Origin of the sequence: Thiohalophilus thiocyanatoxydans, assembly GCF_004366735.1 — a bacterium.
Classification (GTDB): Bacteria; Pseudomonadota; Gammaproteobacteria; order UBA6429; family Thiohalophilaceae; genus Thiohalophilus; species Thiohalophilus thiocyanatoxydans.
Map to the genome: position 1 here is coordinate 177,704 of NZ_SOQX01000003.1, position 23,323 is coordinate 201,026.

At 58.3% G+C, this 23,323-nt stretch carries 26 protein-coding genes; 19 read left to right on the forward strand and 7 right to left on the reverse strand.

The genetic code is table 11. The annotated features are described in order from the left end of the window. Positions 1-4: 4 nt before the first annotated feature. The 7 genes from ribBA to EDC23_RS07790 all read left to right on the forward strand — a co-directional run bounded on the left by ribBA (position 5) and on the right by EDC23_RS07790 (position 4,797). Positions 5-1,117 carry a bifunctional 3,4-dihydroxy-2-butanone-4-phosphate synthase/GTP cyclohydrolase II gene (gene ribBA, locus EDC23_RS07760; RefSeq protein WP_134083053.1) on the forward strand — a complete coding sequence of 371 codons (1,113 nt, stop codon included), beginning with the start codon at positions 5-7 and terminating at the stop codon, positions 1,115-1,117. Positions 1,118-1,129: 12 nt separating this feature from the next. Further along, positions 1,130-1,597 carry a 6,7-dimethyl-8-ribityllumazine synthase gene (gene ribH / locus EDC23_RS07765; protein ID WP_166668807.1) on the forward strand — a complete coding sequence of 156 codons (468 nt, stop codon included), beginning with the start codon at positions 1,130-1,132 and terminating at the stop codon, positions 1,595-1,597. Positions 1,598-1,602: 5 nt separating this feature from the next. After that, complete coding sequence (nusB, locus tag EDC23_RS07770; protein ID WP_134083056.1) at positions 1,603-2,046, forward strand: transcription antitermination factor NusB; 444 nt, start codon at positions 1,603-1,605, stop codon at positions 2,044-2,046. A 243-nt stretch (positions 2,047-2,289) separates the two neighbouring features. Beyond that, on the forward strand, positions 2,290-3,270 hold the full coding sequence (thiL, locus tag EDC23_RS07775; protein ID WP_134083059.1) for a thiamine-phosphate kinase: 981 nt from the start codon (positions 2,290-2,292) through the stop codon (positions 3,268-3,270). Beyond that, on the forward strand, positions 3,270-3,758 hold the full coding sequence (locus tag EDC23_RS07780) for a phosphatidylglycerophosphatase A family protein (protein WP_134083062.1): 489 nt from the start codon (positions 3,270-3,272) through the stop codon (positions 3,756-3,758). Before thiL ends, EDC23_RS07780 begins: the two co-directional genes overlap by 1 nt. Continuing rightward, a complete protein-coding gene (locus EDC23_RS07785) occupies positions 3,755-4,147 on the forward strand; it encodes a hypothetical protein (protein ID WP_134083065.1) in 393 nt (130 codons plus the stop codon). The genes EDC23_RS07780 and EDC23_RS07785 overlap by 4 nt, the downstream gene beginning before the upstream one ends. 2 nt (positions 4,148-4,149) lie before the next feature. After that, entirely contained in the window at positions 4,150-4,797 is a 648-nt protein-coding gene (locus tag EDC23_RS07790) for a retropepsin-like aspartic protease family protein (RefSeq protein ID WP_134083068.1), read from the forward strand. 239 nt (positions 4,798-5,036) lie between these two features. Here EDC23_RS07790 and folE2 read toward each other — a convergent pair whose 3' ends face one another. The 5 genes from folE2 to EDC23_RS07815 form a co-directional block, all read right to left on the reverse strand. After that, a complete protein-coding gene (gene folE2, locus EDC23_RS07795; protein ID WP_134083071.1) occupies positions 5,037-5,834 on the reverse strand; it encodes a GTP cyclohydrolase FolE2 in 798 nt (265 codons plus the stop codon). Between the two features lie 6 nt (positions 5,835-5,840). Beyond that, on the reverse strand, positions 5,841-6,221 hold the full coding sequence (gene queD, locus EDC23_RS07800) for a 6-carboxytetrahydropterin synthase QueD (RefSeq protein ID WP_134083074.1): 381 nt from the start codon (positions 6,219-6,221) through the stop codon (positions 5,841-5,843). Between the two features lie 28 nt (positions 6,222-6,249). Beyond that, positions 6,250-8,145 carry a 1-deoxy-D-xylulose-5-phosphate synthase gene (gene dxs / locus EDC23_RS07805; RefSeq protein ID WP_134083077.1) on the reverse strand — a complete coding sequence of 632 codons (1,896 nt, stop codon included), beginning with the start codon at positions 8,143-8,145 and terminating at the stop codon, positions 6,250-6,252. Between the two features lie 81 nt (positions 8,146-8,226). Then, entirely contained in the window at positions 8,227-9,114 is an 888-nt protein-coding gene (gene ispA / locus EDC23_RS07810; protein WP_208321321.1) for a (2E,6E)-farnesyl diphosphate synthase, read from the reverse strand. Between the two features lie 3 nt (positions 9,115-9,117). Beyond that, positions 9,118-9,396, reverse strand: a complete 279-nt coding sequence (locus tag EDC23_RS07815) for an exodeoxyribonuclease VII small subunit (protein ID WP_134083080.1) — start codon at positions 9,394-9,396, stop codon at positions 9,118-9,120. A gap of 280 nt (positions 9,397-9,676) precedes the next feature. Here EDC23_RS07815 and EDC23_RS07820 point away from each other — a divergent pair, with 280 nt between their 5' ends. From EDC23_RS07820 to EDC23_RS07830, 3 genes are all read left to right on the forward strand, one after another. Beyond that, a complete protein-coding gene (locus tag EDC23_RS07820; protein ID WP_134083083.1) occupies positions 9,677-10,099 on the forward strand; it encodes a rubrerythrin family protein in 423 nt (140 codons plus the stop codon). Positions 10,100-10,195: 96 nt separating this feature from the next. Continuing rightward, positions 10,196-11,530: a heterodisulfide reductase-related iron-sulfur binding cluster gene (locus EDC23_RS07825; RefSeq protein ID WP_134083086.1), complete on the forward strand. Its 1,335-nt coding sequence runs from the start codon at positions 10,196-10,198 to the stop codon at positions 11,528-11,530. Between the two features lie 164 nt (positions 11,531-11,694). After that, entirely contained in the window at positions 11,695-12,276 is a 582-nt protein-coding gene (locus EDC23_RS07830) for a DUF3501 family protein (protein WP_134083088.1), read from the forward strand. Positions 12,277-12,619: 343 nt separating this feature from the next. Here the strand turns inward: EDC23_RS07830 and traF are convergent, their stop codons facing one another. Next, positions 12,620-13,732, reverse strand: a complete 1,113-nt coding sequence (traF, locus tag EDC23_RS07835) for a conjugal transfer protein TraF (protein WP_134083091.1) — start codon at positions 13,730-13,732, stop codon at positions 12,620-12,622. 148 nt (positions 13,733-13,880) lie between these two features. Between traF and pcnB the strand changes: the two genes are divergently transcribed. The 9 genes from pcnB to EDC23_RS07880 all read left to right on the forward strand — a co-directional run bounded on the left by pcnB (position 13,881) and on the right by EDC23_RS07880 (position 20,479). Continuing rightward, positions 13,881-15,155: a polynucleotide adenylyltransferase PcnB gene (pcnB, locus tag EDC23_RS07840; protein ID WP_243830742.1), complete on the forward strand. Its 1,275-nt coding sequence runs from the start codon at positions 13,881-13,883 to the stop codon at positions 15,153-15,155. After that, positions 15,152-15,643 (forward strand): 2-amino-4-hydroxy-6-hydroxymethyldihydropteridine diphosphokinase, encoded by a 492-nt coding sequence (gene folK, locus EDC23_RS07845; RefSeq protein WP_134083097.1) that lies wholly within the window; start codon positions 15,152-15,154, stop codon positions 15,641-15,643. Before pcnB ends, folK begins: the two co-directional genes overlap by 4 nt. Continuing rightward, a complete protein-coding gene (locus tag EDC23_RS07850) occupies positions 15,636-16,289 on the forward strand; it encodes a deoxynucleoside kinase (RefSeq protein WP_134083099.1) in 654 nt (217 codons plus the stop codon). Before folK ends, EDC23_RS07850 begins: the two co-directional genes overlap by 8 nt. Then, positions 16,286-17,107: a 3-methyl-2-oxobutanoate hydroxymethyltransferase gene (panB, locus tag EDC23_RS07855; protein WP_134083102.1), complete on the forward strand. Its 822-nt coding sequence runs from the start codon at positions 16,286-16,288 to the stop codon at positions 17,105-17,107. The genes EDC23_RS07850 and panB overlap by 4 nt, the downstream gene beginning before the upstream one ends. A 57-nt stretch (positions 17,108-17,164) precedes the next feature. After that, entirely contained in the window at positions 17,165-17,482 is a 318-nt protein-coding gene (locus tag EDC23_RS07860; protein ID WP_134083105.1) for a DUF4156 domain-containing protein, read from the forward strand. 6 nt (positions 17,483-17,488) lie between these two features. After that, positions 17,489-18,364: a pantoate--beta-alanine ligase gene (gene panC, locus EDC23_RS07865; protein ID WP_134083107.1), complete on the forward strand. Its 876-nt coding sequence runs from the start codon at positions 17,489-17,491 to the stop codon at positions 18,362-18,364. A 115-nt stretch (positions 18,365-18,479) separates the two neighbouring features. Continuing rightward, positions 18,480-18,860: an aspartate 1-decarboxylase gene (panD, locus tag EDC23_RS07870; RefSeq protein WP_134083110.1), complete on the forward strand. Its 381-nt coding sequence runs from the start codon at positions 18,480-18,482 to the stop codon at positions 18,858-18,860. 547 nt (positions 18,861-19,407) lie between these two features. After that, positions 19,408-19,857, forward strand: coding sequence for a DsrE family protein (locus EDC23_RS07875; protein ID WP_208321322.1), 450 nt, complete (start codon positions 19,408-19,410; stop codon positions 19,855-19,857). A gap of 364 nt (positions 19,858-20,221) precedes the next feature. Further along, the gene (locus tag EDC23_RS07880) at positions 20,222-20,479 is read left to right on the forward strand and encodes a hypothetical protein (RefSeq protein WP_134083113.1); all 258 of its coding nucleotides are present in this window, start codon (positions 20,222-20,224) and stop codon (positions 20,477-20,479) included. Here the strand turns inward: EDC23_RS07880 and ppc are convergent. Continuing rightward, the gene (gene ppc / locus EDC23_RS07885; RefSeq protein WP_134083116.1) at positions 20,429-23,263 is read right to left on the reverse strand and encodes a phosphoenolpyruvate carboxylase; all 2,835 of its coding nucleotides are present in this window, start codon (positions 23,261-23,263) and stop codon (positions 20,429-20,431) included. The genes EDC23_RS07880 and ppc overlap by 51 nt on opposite strands. Positions 23,264-23,323: the final 60 nt, after the last annotated feature.

Here is a 23,323-nt window from a genome sequence, read left to right on the forward strand (position 1 = left end):
ACATATGGCACTGAACAGTACACAAGAGATTATCGAGGACATTCGTCAGGGTAAAATGGTAATCCTGATGGATGATGAAGATCGCGAGAACGAAGGCGATCTGATTATTGCCGCTGAAAAGATTTCGCCCGAGGCAATCAATTTCATGGCCAAATACGGTCGGGGTCTGATCTGTCTGACCCTGAGCAAGGAACGCTGCGAACGCCTGCGCCTGCCGCCGATGGTGACGGAAAATCGCGAAGCGCATGCCACGGCGTTTACCGTGTCGATCGAGGCGGCCGAGGGGGTAACCACCGGGATATCGGCGGCCGATCGCTCCGTGACCATCCAGGCCGCCGTGGCACCCGATGCCAGACCCTCGGATCTGGTACAGCCCGGTCACGTGTTTCCCCTGATGGCTCAGCCCGGCGGCGTATTGACCCGGGCGGGGCATACCGAGGCCGGTTGCGATCTGGCGCGCATGGCCGACCTGGAGCCGGCGTCGGTGATTGTCGAGATTCTTAATGAAGACGGCAGCATGGCCCGGCGTGCGGATCTGGAAAAGTTTGCCGCCGAGCACGATCTGAAGATCGGCACGATCGCGGATCTCATCGAATATCGCATGCGCAACGAGAAAACCATCGTGCGCGCCGCCGGGTGTAACATGCCGACCCGTTATGGTGATTTTCATCTGTATGCCTATCGCAACAGCATCGATCGCCAGGTCCACCTGGCGCTGGTCAAGGGCGATCTCGATCCGAAACACCCCGTGCTGGTGCGGGTCCATGTGGAAGACACCCTGTGTGACATTTTCGGCAGTCAGCGTGATGATTGCGGCTGGCCGCTGAGCGACGCGATGCAGCGCATTGCCGATGAAGGGCGGGGCGTGGTGATCATTTTACGCCTGGCGGGCGAATCGGAGACCCTGGTGTCACACATAAAACAGTATAATGAACAGGATCAGGGGCACGATCTGCCACACTATGAATCGGGCGAGGATCTGCGCACCTTCGGAATTGGCGCGCAGATATTGACCGATCTTGGCGTAAAGAAAATGCGCGTACTGAGCGCACCGAAGAAAATGCACGCACTTTCCGGCTTTGGCCTGGAAGTGGTGGAATACGTTTACGGGGAATAACAGGAAAGCATAATGACCATGAAAACCGTGGAAGGCGAACTGGTAGTCAAAGGAGCCCGTTTCGGGCTGGCCGTGGCGCGCTTTAACAGCTTTGTCGTGGAGAGCCTGTTACAGGGGGCGGTGGACACCATCACCCGCCATGGCGGGAATGAGAACGATATCGAGATCGTGCGCGTCCCGGGGGCCTATGAACTGCCGCTGGTGGTACAGCGCATGGCGCAGGGCCAAAACTACGATGCCATCATTGCCCTGGGCGCGGTGATTCGGGGCGGGACGCCCCATTTCGATTACGTGGCCGGCGAATGCGTCAAAGGCATGTCTTCGGTCATGCTGCAGCAGGATGTGCCGGTTGCCTTCGGGGTACTGACCGTGGATACCATCGAGCAGGCGATCGAACGGGCCGGCACCAAGGCCGGCAACAAGGGCGCCGAAGCGGCCATGTCGGCTATCGAGATGGTCAACCTGTTAAAGAACCTGTAAACAAGATGAAATCCAGCTCCCGCAGCCGCGCCCGCCGCCTTGCCATGCAGGGCCTGTATGAATGGCAACTGTCCGGAAACACCATAGACAAGATCATCGGCCAGTATGCCGTCGATCAGCAGATGCGTAATGTGGATGAAGCCTACTTCCGCGAGTTGAGCAACGGCGTCGCCGAACATAGTGACGAACTCGATCAATCCATCACCGCCTATATTACGCGCCCCTACGACGAGATCGACCCGGTCGAGAAAGCCGTATTGCGCCTGGGCGCGTTTGAGCTCAAGTTCAAACCGGAAGTCCCCTATCGCGTGATCATCAACGAAGCCGTTGAACTGGCCAAGACCTTCGGCGCCGAAGCCAGCCACAAATTCATCAACGGTGTGATGGACAAACTCGCCGCCGAACTGCGTGGCATCGAAATGCAGGCCCATAAAAGCAAAAAATTCTAATCAAATGTTGATTACCACTTCTCGAATTTACTGAAAATAACGCGGAGGACGCAGAGTCGCGGAGACGCGGAGAAAAATAAGTTTTTGTTCGGAATTGAATTTCATAGAGTTTAAGAAACATAATTTTATAGTTTGTGGATCAAAATAAATTTTCTCTGCGCCTCCGCGACTCTGCGAACTCTGCGTTTTTAAATCACTCTATTCAAGAGTCGATGATACTTTAACTGCCCTGGGGCCTGGTCCATGCCGCTTTCGGAATTTGACATCATCGCCCGTTATTTCGCTCAGGCAACACCAGGGCGGGACGATGTGGTGCTGGGTATTGGTGATGATGCGGCGGTGATCGATCCGCCCGCCGGGCAGCAGCTGGCGGTGGTGATCGACACACTGGTGGCCGGGGTGCATTTTCCGCTTGAGACGGATCCCTATGACATCGGCTGGAAGGCGCTGGCGGTGAATCTCAGTGATCTGGCCGCGATGGGGGCCGAACCGGCCTGGTTGACTCTGGCGTTGACGCTCGAACAAAGTGACGAACAGTGGCTGGCGGGGTTCAGCCGGGGCTTGTCGGAGCTGGCCGGGCAATACGGTCTGCAGCTGGTTGGCGGGGATACCACACGCGGCTCGTTGACGGTCACGGTGCAGGTCGCCGGGTATCTGCCCCCCGGACAGGCGCTGACGCGCCAGGGCGCGGCGCCGGGTGAGGAAATCTGGGTTTCCGGGACGCTCGGTGATGCCGCACTGGGTTTGCGGCTGGTACAGGGCGGGCTGGAAGCCGGTGATTCAGCGGCTGAGCAACTGTGCGGTCGGCTTAACCGGCCTCAACCCCGGCTTTCGCTGGGTATCGCGCTACGCGGTATGGCCAGTAGCTGTATCGACATCTCCGACGGCTTGCTGGCCGATCTCGGGCATGTGTGCGCGGCGGCCGATTGCGGCGCCGCCCTGCAATACGCCGATTTGCCGTTGTCGTCCGCGGCCCGTGACCTGATCGCCGCGGATTCCGGGCTCGGCGATCTGCCGCTGATCGGCGGGGACGATTATGAACTCTGTTTTACCGCGCCGGCCGATCGGCATACCGATATCCAGGTGCTCGCCGGGCAGCTGGATTGCCCCTTGACCCGTATCGGCCGGATCGAGGTCGAACCCGGGATACGTTGTCTTGAACAGGACGGCAGCCCGAGGTCTGTAACCGGTCAGGGTTATCGCCATTTTAACGAGTCGAGCTGATGCCAGGTAAAGTCGATCCCCGTCTGTTGTTGAATCCCGTCCATTTGTTGAGCCTGGGGCTGGGTAGTGGGCTGGCCCCGAAGGCCCCCGGCACGGCCGGGACGCTGGTGGCGATTCCGGTTTATCTGTTGCTGGCCTCTCTGGCGCCGGTGACTTATCTGCTGGTCACGCTATTCCTTTTATATATAGGCATCCATCTTTGTCAGGCCACCGCGCAACGGCTGGGTGTCCACGATCATCCGGCCATTGTCTGGGATGAAATTGTCGGCTATTTGTTGACCATGGTCGCGGTGCCGTTCGACTGGATCTGGATCCTCGCCGGGTTCGTCCTGTTTCGGTTGTTTGATGTCTGGAAGCCCTGGCCCATCGGCCTTCTGGATCGACGCGTCTCGGGCGGGATCGGTATCATGCTGGATGATCTGCTGGCAGCCGTGTATGCCTCGATCGTACTGCAGGTGATCATTTATCTGACAGGAGGGACTTTATGAAGGGAATAATCACAGTCAGCCTGTTTTTACTTACTCTCCTGGCGCGGGCCGGCGATGTGCAAATTCTCCAGGTCGAGCTGCAGGAAGAGACCGGGAAAAACTGGCGTGCCCATGTCACCCTGGAGCATGCCGATACCGGCTGGGATCATTACGCCGACGCCTGGCGGGTGGTGTCCCCTGACGGCAAGGAACTGGGTCAGCGCACCCTGCATCATCCCCATGAGAACGAACAGCCGTTTACCCGCAGTCTGTCGGGGATTGCCATTCCCGGGGAGATGACAGTCGTGGTGGTGGAAGCGCACGACAAGCTCCATGGCTGGTCAGCCGATCGGGTGCGTATCGATTTGCAACAGCAAAGTGGCGATCGCTACCGGGTAGAGCGACGTTAACCATGTCCTCCCTGCCTCGCCAACTGGTATTGATCGTGCTGATGTTGGCGGGAAGCCGGGCGGCCCACGCACTGGATCTGCAGATACAGGGGCTGTTTCGGGACAGAGTGATCCTGGAGGTTGAGGGGACGCAATACACCCTGCGTCCGGGAGAGGCCACGCCACAGGGCATCAAGCTAATCCGCGCCGACAGTGATAAAGCGGTACTGGAAATCGATGGTCGGCGGGAAACCTATGAACTCGGCAACCAGATCAGTACCGACTATTCCCGGCCCGAAATGGCCGAGGCTGTCATTTATCGTCAGCGGGGCATGTATCTGGGCAGTGGCAGCATCAACGGTTATTCGATCCGCTTCATTGCGGATACCGGTGCCAGTGCCATCTCCATGAACGAGGCCCAGGCCCGGCGTCTGGGCATCGACTTTCGCGTGGTGGGCGATCCCACTCGCGTCTCCACGGCCAACGGACTGGCCCGGGCCTACAAGGTCAAACTGGATCGGGTCAAGGTCGGCAATATCCAGCTGCACAACGTCACCGGCCTCGTCCATGAAGGGAACTCACCCCGGATCATCCTGCTGGGCATGTCCTTCCTCGGCCAACTGGAAATGCAACGCGACGGGGAACGGCTGGTGCTGAAAAAGAAATGGTGAGACTCTTTTCGATTCTCTGGGAATTAACGCGGAGGACGCGGAGGACGCGGAGGCGCAGAGTCGCGGAGAACAGAATTATTTTTATATTCGAACGACAGCGATATTCCGGAGAAGATGCTTGGGAAAAGTTGATAACACAATCAAGAAGCAGCAAATCAATAACCTCTGCGCCTCCGCGACTCCGCGTCCTCTGCGTTTAAGTTCCCTCCCTGGAAAATTGTCACTAACCGGTGAGCTGGTTACGCTTTTTTGTCTTTTTCGATCAGGGCGTAGGCGGAGTGATTGTGGATGGATTCGAAGTTTTCGGATTCGACCACGTAGTAGCTGACCCGCTTGTCGGCGTTCAGGCGCGCGGCCACATCCCGGACCATGTCTTCGACGAACTTGGGATTGTCATAGGCCCGTTCGGTGACGTTTTTCTCGTCCGGTCGTTTGAGCAGGCCGTAGAGTTCGCAGGAGGCTTCCGATTCGACCAGTTCAATCAGCTCCTCGACCCAGACGAATTCCTCGATGCGGGCGGCAACGGTCACATGGGAACGCTGGTTATGCGCGCCGTAGTCGGAGATATTTTTTGAGCAGGGGCAGAGGCTGGTAACCGGTACGATGACCTTGAGCGTCATTTGCACTTTGCCATCGTGAACTTCGCCGATGAAGCTGACGTCATAGTCCATCAGGCTTTCCACCCCGGAGATAGGCGCCTTCTTGTTGATGAAGTAGGGGAAGGCCATTTCGATATGACCGGAGTCGGCCTCCAGCTTCTCGGCCATCTCGGCCAGCATTTCCTTGAAGGATTGCACCGAAATCTCGCGTTCGTGGTTGTTAAGGATGTCCACGAAGCGGGACATGTGCGTGCCCTTGAAGTTGTGCGGCAGATTGACGTACATGTTGAACGAGGCGACGGTGTGCTGCTCGCCTTCATTGCGGTCGCGGATGCGTACCGGATGGCGGATATCCTTGATACCGACCTTGTTGATCGGAATCCGGCGGGTATCGGCACTGCTTTGTACGTCTTCGATGGGATCGGTTACGGCATTCATTGAGCTCTAGTCCTCTGTGTAGGTGACGCAGGCGCGATCGGTTTCCCAAATCGTTACGGCACTCACTTTCACCACGTCGGAATTCAGTACATCCGACAGTTTGCTGTAAAAGAAGGCGGCAATATTCTCGGCGGTCGGATTGATCTGATCGAATGGTGCAATGTCGTTCAGATTGTAGTGATCCAGGCCGCCCAGCAATCCGCGGGTCGCGTCCTTGATGTCCTTGAAGTCCATGCCCATGCCGACCCGATCCAGGGCGCTGGCCTGCACATGCACTTCCACTTTCCAGTTATGGCCATGGAGCCGGTTACAGACCCCTTCGTAATCGCGCAGATAATGTGCCGCGGCGAAGTCGGTGACAATGGTCATGGTGTAGCGTGGCGCCATGATAATACCTGAGTGATTCAGTGGGACTTTACGCGAGTGTCGCGTGTTTGGCAAGGGGCGGCTCGCCCAGTACCGCGGTAATGGTCCGGATTATACCCTCTGTATCCAGCCCGGCGGTTGCCAGCAACTGTTCGCGGCTGCCGTGCTCCAGAAATTCGTCGGGCAGTCCCAGATGTAACACCCGCACGGAGTGGGGTTGTTCATCGAGCCATTGGCTCACCGCACTGCCGGCGCCACCCTGGATCGCGTTGTCCTCCAGGGTGACCAGCAGATCGTGGTCGGCGGCCAGTTGTTGCAGCAGTTCGGTGTCCAGCGGCTTGATAAAGCGCATGTTGGCCACTGTGGCATCCAGCTCTTCGGCGGCGGCCAGCGCGTTGCCCAGCAGGGCGCCGAAAGAGAGGATCGCGACACGCTTGCCCTCGCGGCGCAGTTCACCGCGGCCCACTTCCAAGGTCGCCAGCGTCGGTTCAACCGCGACCCCCATGCCGGTGCCGCGCGGGTAGCGCACGGCCGTCGGGCCGTTTAACTGGAAACCGGTACTCAACATCTGGCGGCACTCATTCTCGTCGGCCGGGGCCATAATGGTTAAATTGGGGATGGCGCGCAGATAACTCAAGTCAAAGCTGCCGGCGTGGGTGGCGCCGTCGGGGCCGACGATACCGGCCCGGTCGATGGCGAACAGCACCGGCAGGTTCTGGATGGCGATGTCGTGAATCAGCTGATCGTAGGCGCGCTGTAAAAAGGTGGAATAGATAGCCAGTACCGGTTTCATCCCGTCGGCTGCCAGGCCGCCGGCCAGGGTCACCGCGTGCTGTTCGGCAATACCCACATCAAAATAGCGATCCGGATACTGCTCGGCAAAGGTGACCAGTCCGGAGCCTTCGCGCATGGCCGGGGTGATGCCCACCAGGCGCTCGTCGGCGGCGGCCATGTCGCACAACCACTGGCCGAAGACCTCGGTGTAGGTGGGGCCGCCGGCCGGGCTGCCGGCATGGGGCTTGCCGCTGTCGATATCGAACGGCCGTACCCCGTGATAGGTGCAGGGGTTGTCCTCGGCCGGGGGGTAGCCCTTGCCCTTCTTGGTGACGATGTGCAGAAACTGCGGGCCCTTGAGCTGGCGCAGGTTGCGCAGGGTCTTGATCAGCGTATTGAGATCGTGGCCGTCGACCGGGCCGATGTAATTGAAGCCCAGCTCCTCGAACAGGGTGCCGGGGATCACCATGCCTTTCATGTGTTCCTCGGCGCGCCGGGCCAGCTCCCAGACCGAGGGCATGACACTGAGGACTTTTTTACTGCCCTCGCGCATCGAGGCGTAGAGCCGGCCGGAGAGGATCCGTGCCAGATGGTTGGCCAGCCCGCCTACATTGGGGGAGATGGACATGTCGTTGTCGTTGAGAATCACCAGCATGTTGGCATCCATGTCGCCGGCGTGGTTGAGGGCCTCGAAGGCCATGCCGGCGGTCAGGGCGCCGTCGCCGATCACCGCCACGGCGCGGCGATCGCTTTGCTGCTGGCGGGCGGCCAGGGCCATGCCCAGCGCCGCGCTGACCGAGGTGCTGGAGTGGCCGACGCCGAAGGTATCGTATTCGCTCTCTTGCCGGCGCGGGAAGCCGCTCAGGCCGTCTTTCTGGCGCAGGCTCGGCATGCGCTCGCGGCGGCCGGTGAGGATCTTGTGCGGATAACTCTGGTGACCGACATCCCAGACCAGCCGATCCTCGGGGGTGTCGTACACATAATGCAGCGCCAGGGTCAGCTCGATGGTGCCGAGGCTGGCGGCCAGATGGCCGCCGGTACGGCTGACCGACTCGATCAGAAAGCGGCGCAGCTCATCGGCCAGGGGTAGCAGCTCCGGTTGTTCGAATTGGCGCAGATCGCCGGGCGTATCGATACGGTGCAACAACGGATAAAGCGCGGAATCGGACATCGGGGTCAGGTCATCGGAACAGGTAGCGAATAAGAAAGGGATTATAGCAACTTGCGGCGGGTTTGTGCCGCCCGGGGCAAATCAATGTGTGCGCTGCACAATATAGCGGGCAATCCAGCGCAATGCTTCGGCCTGGTCATCCCAGGCGGCCAGGCTGCCCAGGGCGTCGTCGAGCAGTTCGGCCGCCAGATCCCTGGCCCCCTCCAGGCCGAGCAGGGCGGGGTAGGTGGGCTTGTTGCGAGCCAGATCGGCCCCGCGGGCCTTGCCCAGCGTCTCGGTATCGCCTTCGACATCCAGGATATCGTCCTGGATCTGGAAGGCCAGGCCGATGCATTTGGCGTAATGATCCAGCTGGTGCAGGGTGTCAGGGTCGATGCCGGGACGACACAGGGCGCCGAGTTTGACGCTGGCGCGGATCAGGGCGCCGGTTTTGTGGATATGCATGTTCTCCAGCTCGGCGATGTTCAGCTCCCGCCCCACGGCCCCCAGATCGATGGCCTGGCCCCCGGCCATGCCGCGTGAGCCGCTGGCCAGGGCCAGATCATCGAGCATCTGCAGGCGTTGTGCGGCGGGAATCTGCGGATCCAGATGCCGGGCCAGGACGTAAAAGGCCAGCGATTGCAGGGCATCGCCGCAGAGGATGGCGGTGGCCTCGTCGAAGGCCCTGTGCACCGTGGGCTGGCCGCGGCGCAGATCGTCGTCATCCATGGCGGGCAGATCGTCGTGGACCAGGGAATAGGCGTGGATCAGCTCCACGGCCGTTGCCGGCGCATCGAGGTGTTCGGGGGCCACGCCCAGCGCCTGGCCGGCGGCGTAGGTGAGTACCGGGCGGACCCGTTTCCCCCCGTTGAACACGGCATAGCGCATCGCCTGGTGCAGGCGTTGCGGCAGGGTCTCCGCCGTAGGGAGCCAGCGATCCAGCGCGCGGTCGGCACGCTGTTGCCATTGTTCGATCAGTGCTTCGGTCACGGCTTACTGATCATCCGGCTCAAAGGGGACCAGCTCTTCCTGGCCGTTTTGCTGCAGCAGTTGTTCGACTTTCTGTTCCGCGGTTTTCAGCGCCTGCTGGCAGCTGCGGGTCAGGGCGACGCCGCGTTCGAAATCCTTGAGCGATTGCTCAAGGGTCTGGTCCCCCTGTTCCATGCGCTCCACCAGCGCCTCCAGCTCGGCCAGGGATTTTTCGAAATCGGGGGCGGCGGTTTTGGCCGCCGTCTTTTTGCTGGTTTTCTTTTTGCTATCTTTTTGGGTCACGGCACTTATACTCTAGGGTTCAGACAGTTGCAGCGCCCTGGGCGCAGGGCTAATGATAGGGGGATTTATCCGCCGAAAACAGCCCCGCAACCAGGAACATGGTGTCGCCACGCTTTAAATTGACGCGCTCTGGCCCCATGCAGTCGAAGTGAGCCACCCGCGCAGGGTTTAGACTGAGTCTTGACAGGGGCAAGCGGCTGGTCTATCTTACTATCACGATTTAGACAGAGTCTAAATTTTGATTTTTCCACTAAGTCATTGATAAATGGAGGAAACGATAATGGCAGAACTGAAAGGCAGCAAGACCGAACAGAGTCTGAAGGACGCCTTCTCCGGCGAGTCCCAGGCTAACCGTCGTTACCTGTACTTTGCGGCCAAGGCCGACGTCGAAGGCTACAACGATGTCTCCGCTGTATTCCGCTCAACCGCGGAAGGTGAAACCGGCCATGCCCACGGCCATCTGGAATATCTGGAACAGTCCGGTGACCCGGCAACCGGTCTGCCCATCGGCGGTACCGCGGACAACCTGAAAGCCGCGATCGCGGGTGAAACCCACGAATACACCGACATGTATCCGGGGATGGCCAAGACCGCGCGCGACGAAGGCTTCGACGAAGTCGCCGACTGGTTCGAAACCCTGGCCAAGGCGGAACGCTCTCACGCGAACCGTTTCCAGAAGGCCCTGGACAACCTGGATTCCTGATCCGGCGTTGTACAGGATAAAGAGCCGGGATCAGAACCCTGATCCCGGTTTTTCAACTTCTGTTTTCACCAAACTTGATAACAACAGGGAGCTCTCATGGCCGGTTCAAACGTTCGTGAAGGTAGTCTCGATGCACCAACTCGTCATCCGATTGACTGGCAAAGCGAGTCGTTCTATGACGAACAGGCACTCAACGACGAGCTGGAAAGGGTCTTCGATATCTGTCACGGGTGTCGTCGCTGCGTAAGCCTGTGCCACTCATTCCCGACGTTATTCGATCTGGTGGACGAATCCGAGACCATGGAAGTCGATGGTGTTGCCAAAGACGATTTCTGGAAAGTCGTGGAGCACTGTTATCTGTGTGATCTGTGCTACATGACCAAATGTCCTTATGTGCCGCCGCACGAATGGAATGTGGATTTTCCACACCTGATGTTGCGCGCCAAGGCCGTCAAATTCAAAAAAGAGGGCACGAGTTTCCGTAACAAGATGCTCTCCTCAACCGACACGGTGGGCAAGATCGCCGGTATTCCGGTGGTCGCCCAGACCGTCAATACCGTGAACAATATCAAACCGCTGCGCAAGCTGATGCAGCCGGTTACCGGCATCCATGCCGAAGCCACGTTGCCGCGTTTTGAAAGTAAGTCGTATCGCCAGCGCTTCAAGGGCAGCGGCGATATGCAGGCCGATCCCGGTGAAACCACCTGGGGCAAGGTGGCGATGTTCGCGACCTGCTACGGGAACCGCAATGAACCGGGCATGAATGAAGACATGGTCGCGGTGCTGGAGCATAACGGCATCCCGGTGGTGCTGGCCGAGAAGGAACAGTGCTGCGGTATGCCCAAGCTGGAACTGGGCGATCTGGAGTCGGTGGCGAAGGCCAAAGATGCCAACATTCCGGCGCTGGCCAAACTGGTGGATGAAGGTTATGACCTGATCGCGCCGATTCCCTCCTGCGCGCTGATGTTCAGGCAGGAACTGCCGCTGATGTTCCCCGATGACGAGGATGTCAAAAAAGTCCAGCAGGCGTTTTACGATCCGTTTGAATACCTGATGCTGCGCCACAAGGAAGGCAAACTGAACACCGACTTCCCCAACAGGCTGGGCAAGGTCGCCTACCACGTGGCCTGCCACCAGCGGGTGCAGAACATCGGTCTGAAAACCCGGGACGCCCTGAAGCTGGTACCCGATACCGAAATTGAAGTCATCGAGCGCTGCTCGGGCCATGACGGTACCTACGCGGTGAAAAAGGAGTACCACGAGATCTCCATGAAAATCTGCCGCCCGGTGACCAACAAGGTCAAACAGGCCGAACCGGACCACTACACCAGTGACTGCATCATGGCCGGCCATCAGATCGAAAACGGCCTGCGCGACGGCTCGCATCCCGAACACCCGATGACCCTGCTGCGAGTTGCTTACGGTATATAAGCAACAGGGCCGAGGGACGAGTTACGAGGGACGAGGAAAAGCACTCACCACCAAGACACCAAGAAAATAAATAATTTATTACTTGGTGTCTTTGTGCCTTGGTGGAGAGATTTTAGTTGCTTTGTTTTTGACCGAATACACATGCAGATTCGAGAGGTTTGATAATGGCTACGTTGACACGTGACGATCTGATGTCGCTGGAAGAGTACGCGAAACAACGCAAGGATTTCCGCAGCAAGGTTCTTGAGCATAAAAAGTACCGCAAGGTCCCGCTGTCGGAACATGCGACTTTGTATTTCGAGGATCGGCTGACTATCCAGTACCAGATTCAGGAGATGTTGCGGGTCGAACGCATTTTTGAACAGGAAGGGATCCAGGATGAACTGGATGCCTACAACCCGTTAATCCCCGATGGCAGCAACCTCAAGGCCACCTTCATGATCGAATACGAAGATGAAGAGGAGCGTAAAAAGGCCCTGGCCCAGCTGATCGGTGTGGAGGACAAGGTCTGGGTTCAGATCGAGGGGCACGACAAGGTCTATGCCATTGCCGACGAGGATATGGAACGGGAAGACGAGACCAAGACCTCGTCGGTCCACTTCATGCGCTTCGAGTTTGAACCGGCCATGGCCGAAGCGGTTAAAAACGGCGCGGCGATCAATATGGGTGTCGACCACGAGAACCTGACAACCAGCATTACCGTCAGTGACGATACCCGCAAGGCGCTGGTGGCCGACTTTCAGTAACGCTGTCGGCAACCCGTAAAAAAAGCCCGACCAGTAATGGTCGGGCTTTTTTGTGCAAGAAAGAGAATGTTTACCGTAGCAATGCTCGCAGGCAGGTATTGTCAGTCGGGTCTCGGAAATTTTCGCATATGGAAATCAAACGCGGAGTTCGCGGAGACGCGGAGGCGCAGAGAAACCTGGTTTGGTTTGCAGGATATTTGTTGCTCTGTCAATTCTGACAGCCTGCTTCTGCATAATTCATTTTTCTACATTAACAATTATCCTTGTCTCCGCGACTCTGCGTCTCCGCGAACTCCGCGTTATTTTCCAAACAATCATAGAATGTAATATCACAGCTTACAGCTTAGAATTGCACGCCCAGCTGCACAAAGCCGGAGAGGTTGTTGTCGTTACCCATTACCGCGGCGTCAGCTTGCAGGCCGAGGATATTCAGTCCCAGTCCGGCGGAGAGCAGATCATCATCCGGACCGGCGACATCGGCGGTATTTTTGGCGTAACCGGCGCGCAGCTTGAGGGTGCTGAAAATATCGAACTCCAGCCCGGCGGCCAGCATCTGCGTCTTGTCACCCCCGGCGACCAGCGGGTCGTTTTCGCTCAGATCATAATCCACGGCCACGGTGAACACATCGCCGTTATAGGCGAGGCCGGCCCGGCTCTGGGGCTCGATCTTGACGGTCCGGTTGCCGGAGGTCGTGTAGGTTTGCTCACTGATATTGCGTACCACCACCCCGGCTTGCCAGCGGCTCTCCTCGCCCAGCCGGTAGACCAGGCCGATATCGGCGTTGACGCCGCCGCCATGATCCTTCTCGCCTTCCTCGGTGGCGGCATCGATCAGATCGCCCAGGTCTTCGGTGTTGCGCAGCAGAACCGAATCCGAGTCATAGGAGGTGACCGACTGCGATTTGGGGGTGAAGCCGACCGAGAACCGGCCGAACTGACGGGCCAGGCTGACGCCGATCTCGGTGACTTCCAGACCGACCAGATCGATGGTGGAGTCAGCGCCATTGTTTGACGCGTCATATTGGACGCCGCTGTTGGCCTGGATATAGCGGTTGGCACTGACTGCCCCGGCCCACTTTTCCGCCGAGAACCCGACATTCAGCGCGCCGTTGCCGAGCACATCGATCCGCTTGCCGTCGGCGCGGCTGGCCGCCGCATCCATGCCGGCAAGGTCGTTGGCGTCGTAGGCATCGTTGAAGTCTTCGATGTCATCCAGCAGATTTTCGTTATCAATCGCCTGCACGCCGAGACCGGCGGTGAGGGAGAAATCATCCTCGAAGCGCTGGGCGGCCAGCATCGCCGGGTTGCTGAACGGGGCCGAGGCAATGTTGCTGCTGGCCACACCGGTGGTGCCCATCCCGGCCGAGCGGGCTTCATAGGTGGCAAAGGGCAGGGCCGTGGCGTTCAGGCTGAGTCCCAGCAGGGCGGCGGTAAGCAGGGGGCGTGTCAGTTGCATGGTATCCTCGTTTTTATAAGTTGTCGGGCGATCCCGGATCCGTCCCGGAAACAGGGTGGCGAAAAGTGCATGATTGCGCCGATTTTTTGTTATTATCGGACGCTAATCAAATTGCTTTAATAATGAATCGATTACGAGCCACTACCCGTTGCAGCCAGAAATCATTCCACGTAATGCCCATGCGGTTTCCCGCGCCGACATCAGTGAGTATGCGCTCAAGGTGCTCTATCGGCTGAAAAAGGCCGGTTTTGCCGCCTATCTGGTCGGCGGCGGGGTGCGGGATCTGCTGTTGCGCCATCAGCCCAAGGACTTCGATGTGGCGACCGACGCCACCCCCGAGGATGTCAAAAAGCTGTTTCGCAATTGCCGGCTGATCGGCCGCCGTTTTCGCCTGGCGCATGTCCATTTCGGGCGGGACATCATCGAGGTAGCCACCTTCCGGGCCCAGCATCGGGATGGGGATGAGGACGGGGTGATGACCGACGGGATGATTTTGCGGGATAACGTTTTCGGCTCACTGGAAGAAGATGCCTTTCGCCGCGATTTTACGGTCAATGCGCTGTATTACAACATCGAGGATTTTTCCATCGTCGATTACACCGGTGGCATGGCCGATCTGGCGCAACAGCGCCTGCGCATGATCGGGGATCCCGATGTGCGGATCCAGGAAGACCCGGTACGCTTGCTGCGCGCCCTGCGCTTTGCGGCCAAACTGGATTTCAGCCTCGATTCCGAACTGGAGGCAATGTTTGCCCGCCATGGCGAGCGGCTGCTCGATGTGCCGCCGGCGCGCCTGTTCGAGGAGATGCTGAAACTGTTCATGTCCGGTCAGGCAGTGCAAACCTTCGAGCTGTTGCTCAAATACGGCCTGTTCCAGTTTCTGTTTCCCCAGACGGCCGAACTGCTGGAGACTGATGACGGCTATACCCGGCGCTTTATCGAAGCGGGCCTGGCGAATACGGATCGGCGCATTCAGGATGAAAAACCGGTAACCCCGTTCTTTTTGTTCGGGGTGCTGTTGTGGCCGCCGGTACAGCAGCAGGCGGCCCTGTTGCGGGAACAGGAGGAGAGCGAACTGCAGGCGCTGTACCAGGCGGGCCGCGACGTGGTGCAACAGCAGACCCGGCGCATCACCATTCCCAAACGCTTCACCCTGCCGATGAAGGAGACCTGGCAGATGCAGGCGCGTCTGGTCAAACGTCAGGGCAAGCGGGCGGTGCGGTTGCTGGAGCAATCGCGCTTTCGCGCGGGGTATGATTTTCTGTTACTGCGCAAACAGGCCGGTGAACCGCTGGATGAATTGTGTGAGTGGTGGACCGAGTTCCAGCAGGCGGATGAAAAGATCCAGCGGGAGATGCTGCAGGCCGTGTCGCCGGGCACCAAAAGCAAACGCGGCCGGCGGCGCCGGAAAAAACGGACATGATAGACAGCTACATTGCCCTGGGCAGCAATCTTGATGATCCGCTTGCCCAGGTGAGACAGGCGCTGGACGAACTGGCGCACTTGCCCGGCTCGCGCCTGCGCGCGGCCTCCGCGTTGTATCGTTCGGCGCCGATGGGACCGGCCGATCAGCCGGATTATATCAACGCGGTGGCTGTCCTGGAGACCGGGTTGTCACCGCATGCGCTGCTGGATGCCTTGCAGGCGATCGAACAGACGCATGGACGGGTGCGCGAGGGAGAACGCTGGGGCCCGCGTCCCCTGGATCTGGATGTGTTACTCTATGGCGAGGAAACGATCAGCGATCAACGATTAACCATTCCGCACCCGGGCATGACTGAACGCGCTTTTGTGTTGTATCCATTGCAGGAGATCGTCGCGCCGGATTTCACGATCCCGGGTCACGGCTCCCTGCAGGCGCTCCTGCCCCGGGTCGCGGCGGATCGGCCGGAGCGTTTGCACGATGCGTGATAGCGGTTCTCTCGGCTATATTGTGGTGGAAGGGCCGATCGGGGTGGGCAAGACCACGCTGGCCCGGCGCCTGGCCGACTCTTTCGGTTCGGATCTGATTCTCGAGGGCGCCGACGACAATCCTTTTCTGGAACGCTTCTACGAGAATCCCCGCGCCGCCGCCCTGCAGACCCAGCTGTTTTTCCTCTTCCAACGGGTACGCCAGATTCAAACCCTGCAACAGAGCGATATGTTCGCCCCGGTGCGCGTGGCCGACTTTCTGATGGAAAAGGATCGGCTGTTTGCCGAGCTGACCCTGGATGCCGAGGAGTTCAAGCTCTATGATCAGGTATATCAACATATGGCGGTGAGCGGTCCGCAACCCGATCTGGTGGTCTATCTGCAGGCGCCGGTCGAGGTGTTGCGCAAGCGCATTGCTGAGCGCGGCCGCGCTTATGAACGTAGCCTGGATCCCAACTATCTGCACCGCTTGAGTGAAAGTTACATGGCGTTCTTTCATGACTATAATGCGTCGCCGCTGTTGATCGTCAATGCCGCCGAAATTGATTTTGCCAACAAGGCGCAGGATTACACGCTGCTGCTGGACCAGATCAGCAAAATTCGCAGCGGCAGACACTATTTCAATCCCGGTCCGCTGGAATTATGACCCAGACACAAACGACAGCGCCTCTGGATGACCGCGCGTTGCGGGACATGAAACAGCGCGGCGAGAAGATCGCGGTGCTCACCGCCTATGACGCAAGCCTGGCCAGTCAGTGTGAATCGGCCGGGGTGGACGTATTGCTGGTGGGCGACTCGCTGGGCATGGTGATCCAGGGGCATGATTCGACCCTGCCGGTGAGCATGACCGACATGATTTATCATACCGGTCATGTCGCCCGGGCCCGACAACGGGCGTTGCTGATTGCCGATATGCCTTATCAAAGTGATACCACGGACGAACTGGCGCTGGAAAACGGCCGCGCCCTGCTGGCAGCCGGGGCCGACATGGTCAAGCTGGAAGGCGGTGGTGCGCTGATACCGCGGGTGAAACAACTGGTCGACAACGGCGTGCCGGTCTGCGGTCATCTCGGGCTGTTGCCCCAGTCGGTGAACGAGCTGGGCGGTTACAAGGTTCAGGGGCGCGATGCCGACGCTGCCCGGCGGATGATCGAGGATGCCGTGGCCCTGGAAGCGGCCGGCGCGGGGCTGGTGGTGCTGGAGTGTATCCCGCACCAACTGGCCGCCCGGATTACCGCCGCGGTGTCGATTCCCACCATCGGCATCGGCGCGGGCGCCGAGTGCGACGGCCAGGTGCTGGTGATCTACGATCTGCTGGGTATGACCCCCGGCAAACGGCCCCGTTTTGTGAAAGACTTTCTGGCTGAACTGGGCCCGGGCATGGGCGTCAACGCGGCGATTGCCGAATATGTGCGCCAGGTCAAAGCCGGCGAGTTCCCGCAAGCGGAGCATACCTATCAATAAGCGAACCTTGAGAACGTGTAAGGTTCTAAGTAAAACAACGTTTCTCTGGAGAACAGTATGAAAAAGCTTTTCGTGGTACTGGCACTGGTAGCCCTGCAGGGTTGCAGCTGGGTCAAGCTGGATCCGGCCGCCGAACAGGTCCGGGTGGTCGAGGCGCAACATGTCGAGGGTTGCAAACGACTGGGCAAGACCACCGTCTCGGTCAAGTCCACCGTGGCGGGTGTCGAGCGCAAGGAAGAGACCATGCAAGAGGAGCTGGAAGTCCTGGCGCGTAACCATGCGGTCGATCTCAAAGGCGATACCATCGTTGCCACTACCGGAATCGAGGATGGCAAGCGGGTCTATGACGTCTATCGCTGCAAGCAGACTGACTAGGCATTCATGCAGATCATCCATGCCGTACGCGACATGCAGCTGCAAAGCCTGTCGTGGCGGGCCGCCGGCTGGCGCATTGCCTTTGTGCCGACCATGGGCAATTTGCATGAAGGCCACCTGAGCCTGGTCCGCGAGGCCGCGCGCCGGGGCGACAGGGTAGTGGTCAGTATCTTCGTCAATCCGCTGCAATTCAACGAGGCCGCGGACTACCGGCACTATCCCCGGACGTTTGAGCAGGATCGCCAGCAACTGGCGGCACTGGATGTGGCCGCCGTGTTCGCCCCGGACGAGGCGGCCATGTATCCCGAAGGACGCGAAAGTGTGACCCGGGTGGAGGTGCCGCAGTTGACGAGCGAACTGGAAGGCGCACATCGCCCCGGCCATTTCACCGGCGTCGCCACGGTCGTGACCAAGCTGTTTCAGGCGGTGCTGCCGGATCTCGCACTGTTTGGCGAGAAGGATTATCAGCAGTTGCTGGTGGTGCGCAAGCTGGCGGCCGATCTGAATATGCCCGTGGAAGTGATCGGCCTGCCAACCCGCCGGGAAGCGGACGGCCTGGCCATGAGCTCGCGCAACAGCCGGCTCAGGGCGCCCGAACGCCGCCAGGCACCCGCGTTATACGCCACCCTGCAGTGGGTCGGCGAGCAGTGGCGCGCGGGTGAGATCGATTTGAGCGCGCTGGAGGCGGCGGCGATGGCGCGGCTTGCGGATGCCGGGTTTGCCCCCGAATATATCAGCCTGCGCGATGCCGCCACCCTGCAGCCTCCCGCTGCCGGGCGGCCGGTGGTCGTTCTGGGCGCCGCCCGCCTTGGCGAGGTCCGGCTGATCGACAACCTGCGGATCGGCGCCACGCAGCCGCAAGGCGCCGACGCTGTCAAGTGATGGCGCGAAAAACTCCTTATTAAAGAAGACCTTGTCTGGTAGGAAGCCCGCGTCGGGCATGCTAAAATAAACAGTCCGGAAAAGAGTCTCGTATTCAGAGAGGAAGCGCAGGACCATGATGACCACCATGCTGAAGGCCAAACTGCATCGGGCCCGGGTAACCCACTCGGAGCTGGAGTACGAAGGCTCCTGCGCCATCGACGGCAAACTGCTGGAAGTTTCCGGGATCCGGGAATACGAGCAGATCGAAATCTACAACGTCACCAACGGTGAGCGATTTACCACTTACGCCATCCGGGCCGAAGATGGCTCCGGCATTGTCTCCGTCAATGGCGCCGCCGCGCACAGGGCCAACCCCGGTGATGTGATCATCATCTGCGCCTATGTCGGCCTGGACCAGAAAGAACTGGCCACCTACAAGCCCAAACTCGTCTACCTTGACGAAAATAACGACATTACCCATACCCGCAACACCATCCCCGTCCAGGTCGCCTGACCTTCATTCTCTTCTCCAACGCTCTGGAAAATAACGCAGAGGACGCGGAGACGCGGAGAACGCAAAGTAATTTTGAATTCTGAATTTATCGGTGAATATTGTCATTCAAACCTCAAAATTCAATACTTAGAATTGTCACTTTATTTTCTTTGCACCTCTGCGTTAAAAGCCTTGTAAACCAGTTAACCACGTTCGGTGTGTTCTGTGAATTCGGTGTTCCAGTAAAACGAACCCTGAAGATAATTTCGGATGTCACCAACGTTGCTTGCTGACGTTCGACGACATTACATAAACTTCTTTGCGATTATTCGCATGTGCTTATCTTGGTGTTAGTTTTCCGTGGCTCAAAAACATCCTTGATTAAACCGCTTCAGATCGATTTATACGCCGGCGGGTTGCATTGGTACCTGGTTAAAGGTAATGTTTTTGAGTAGCAGATGGTGAGGTGTCTCACTATCAGAATAACAACGCTGATTTACCCGGCGTTGTTTATTAAACAATAACGATATAATTAAAAATGTCATAAGAGCTATTTGAGGAGATTACTATGCATAAAGTGACGAATTTTGTAAAAGGTGGACTGGTTTCGGCGGTACTGGCCACTGTTTTTCTGGGGCAGAGCGCCCTGGCGGGATCGATGGATGCGGATCACAAGGTGATCATTCAGGTCAGCACGGATGATCCCCGTACCCAGAAAATTGCCCTGAATAATGCGGCAAACCTGCAAAAAGCATACGGAATGGATAATGTTGACGTGCAGATTGTCGCCTATGGACCGGGGCTCGGCCTGCTTTCCAAAAACGGCGATAATGCCGATCGGGTCGAGAGCATGGCAATGCAGAATATCAACTTCAATGCCTGTTCCAATACCATGGCCAAGATAGAAAGCAAAAAAGGTAAAAAGCCTGCCCTGGCCAAGGGGGTAGAAGTGGTTCCCGGTGGTGTCGCCCGGATAGTCGAACTGCAGGAACAGGGCTACGCCTACATCCGTCCGTAAGCTTGTTAGCAAAAAACTTGATCATGCAAAGGGCCGGTTTACCGGCCCTTTTCTATTCAATAACAAACCCGGAAGCGTCTGCCTCGACGAAATAACCCCATTACCCACGCCCGCAACACCATTCCCGTCCAGCTTGCCTGGTCCCTTTTTCACTTTCTCTGGAAATGAACGCAGAGGACGCGGAGGCGCGGAGACGCAGAGAAGGCGAAAAGACAATTATAAATATTGAATTTTTGATTTTGAATTGCGATCCCACATTTGACTTAATATCTGCCTGTAGGTCAGGTTGCGTGCAGCGCTACCTGACAAACGCGAGTAAGTGAGCGCCAATAAATAATAAAGAAGTCACACAGGCGGAGCCAGCGTGACCAACGGAACTATCCCTGGAAATGAACGCAGCGGGCGCGGAGTGCGTAAAGTAATTTTGGATGCTGAATTGTTCTTTGAAATTGTCATTCAAAATCCAAAATTGTCACTTTGTATTCTCTGCGACTCCGCGACTCCGCGTCCTCCGCGTTTTTTTACTATTCTGGAGAAATGGAATTCACTGCTGAAACAGTGCATTCCAGATTTAACCGGTGTTTCGCATACCCGCGGCGATGGCGTTGATGCTGCGCAGTAGCGGGTTGAGCCATTGGTTGCGGTCTTCCTCGCTGATTGATTCGTCGCGGAAACGCTCGATGAGGATGCGCTGGATCTGGTTGAGGGGATCCAGGTAGGGGTTGCGCCGGGTGAGGGAGAGGGCGAGGTTGGGGGTTTCGGCCATCAGTTCCTGCAGCCGGGCGGCTTCGAGCACGCGCAGACGGGTGCGGTTGTATTCGGCGTTGATCATCTTGTAGATGGTGTCCGCAGTTTGCGGATCCTTGCACAGATCGGCGTAATCGCGGGCGATGTGCATGTCGGCCTTGAACAGTGACATCTGGGTATTGCTCAGCAGGGCGCTGAAGAAGGGCCATTGCTGGTACATCTCCTGCAGCTTTTGCAGTTTTTCCGGACTGCGACCGACCCATTTTTCCAGGGCCATGCCGATGCCGTACCACGCGGGGATCGTATGGCGCGACTGGGCCCAGCCGAAGACCCAGGCGATGGCGCGCACCGACTCCTTGGAGCGATCGGTTTTCTTGCGATGCGAGGGGCGCGAGCCGATGTTGAGCAGCCCGATCTCCGATACCGGGGTGGCTTCGTAGAAGTAATCCAGAAAGCCGGGGGTGTTATCGGTCAGTTCGCGATAATGTTGTTCACCGGTTTTGGCCAGTTGCGCCATGATATCCAGGTATTCGGGGTTATCCGGCGGCGGCGGTTCGATCAGGTTGCGACTGGCCTTGAGCAGTCCAGTAATGCCCATGGTTAGCTCGTAAACGGCGGTCTCCTGGTTGCTGTATTTATAGGAGAGCACTTCACCCTGTTCGGTGAACTTGATCTCGCCGTGTACAGTACCGGTCGGTTGCGACAGGATCGAGTCATGGGTCGGGCCGCCGCCGCGGCCCATGGTGCCGCCGCGACCGTGGAACAGGCGCAGGCGGATGCCGCGTTGCTGGGTCAGGGCGGTGATCTGCTGCTGGGCCTGATACAGGTTCCAGGTGGAGGCGAGAATGCCGCCGTCCTTGCAGGAGTCGGAATAACCCAGCATCACTTCCTGGGTGTTGTCCGCGGCTTTGAGCAGTTCGGTATAGGTCGGAATATCCAGCAGGCGGTTCATCACCGGTTCGATATGGGCCAGGTCGTTGACCGTCTCGAACAGCGGCGAAATATGAATATGGCAGAACGGCTCACCGTCACGGTAGCCGGCCAGTCCGGCCAGCCAGCCGAGGAACATCACTTCCAGTACATGACTGGCCTGATGGGTCATGGAGATGACGTAACTGCCAAAGGCGTGCGGGCTGACTTCCTCGCGCAGCCGGGTCATGACCTGGAATACCTCGAAGGTCTCCCGGCTCATCTCGCTCAGTTTTTCAGTGTCGATCTCCGCGGGCGGCTGGCGAATCAGTTCAGCCAGTTTGTGCAGCCGGCCATCTTCATCCAGCGCGGCGTAGTCGCTGCCGTCGATCTGGCGAATGATTTCGCTGACCGTTTCGGTGTGAATGGTCGATTCCTGACGAATATCCAGATGAGCCAGATAGAAACCAAAGGTTTCCACCAGTCGGATCAGGTTCTGCAGCTCACCGTCGGCGATGACCCGGTCGCCGTGACTGATGAGCGAATCGCGGATCAAAGAAAGATCCTTGAGCAGTTCGTGTTCGTTGATATAACCGCAACCCAGGCCGACATACTCGGCATCGGCGATACGTGACTGCAGCTTGTCCAGGGTCGCCTGCAGGCGCTTGTGCATGAGGAACAGCTTGCGCCGATAAGGTTCCTGTTTAAAACGGTGCGGATGGTCGGCAAAGATGTGCGGGTACCGCTGTTCATCCCCTTGCAGGCTGTCGTTAAAGGCGGCGTTGGGTTCGCACAGCTGGGAAGAGTGGGTCAGGGTCCGGCTCAGACCGCGGACGCGCTCGGCGTATTCCTCGACGGCGGCATGGGCCATCATGTTGACGGCCTTGACAGTGGTTTCCGGCTTGACGAACGGATTGCCGTCGCGGTCGCCGCCGATCCAGGAGCCGAAGCGAATGAAGCTCGGCACGCTCACACCGTGGTCACGGCCATAGATATGGTTAAGGGATTTTTCCAGGTTGCGGTAGGTCTCCGGCACCGCATCGAACAGCGATTCCTTGAAGTAATAGAGCCCGTTTTTGACCTCGTCCAGCACCTGCGGCTTGTCCACCCGTACCTCGTTGGTCTTGTACAGAATCCGGATGTGGCGGCGCAGCTTCTCCTGAATTTCCTCACGCTGATTAAGTGTCAGACCGGGGATGTCCAGCTCTTCGCTGATTACGAAGATGCGTCGCAGGGCCTCAAGAATGGTGCGGCGTTTCGCCTCGGTCGGATGGGCAGTGAATACGGGAATGTAGGCCAGCCGGTTCAGCAGGGTCTGGACCTGCGCCGGCTCGATACCGTCACCTTCCAGCTCTTTTAATATGGCGTGGTAGGACCCCTTCCAGGTGGGGCCGGTTTTACCGGCATCACGACGACGCATGCGATGCTGGAAGGATTCCTCGGCGATATTGACCAGACTGAAATAGATAGCGAATGCGCGCACCACATGGACAAGGGTCTCGGCATCGAGCGTGGCGGTATACTCGGCCAGCTTGCGGCGCTTGTTCGGGTTGTCCGCCTCGCGCAGGCTGATGTGGCCCTTGCGCAGCGTTTCCACGGCGTTGAAGACCTCTTCACCGGCGTGCTCGCGCAGGATCTCGCCAAGGATATTGCCGAACAGCTTGACCCGGGAGCGCAACGGTTTGTCGTGCACAGGCCGATTGCCGGTTTGACGGGACCCGTCTTGCGAGAATTGTTTTTCTGCCGCCATGGTGGTTTGACTGTTTCGGTTGCAAAATGACCGCACATTATAGCCGTCAAACTGTGGGGT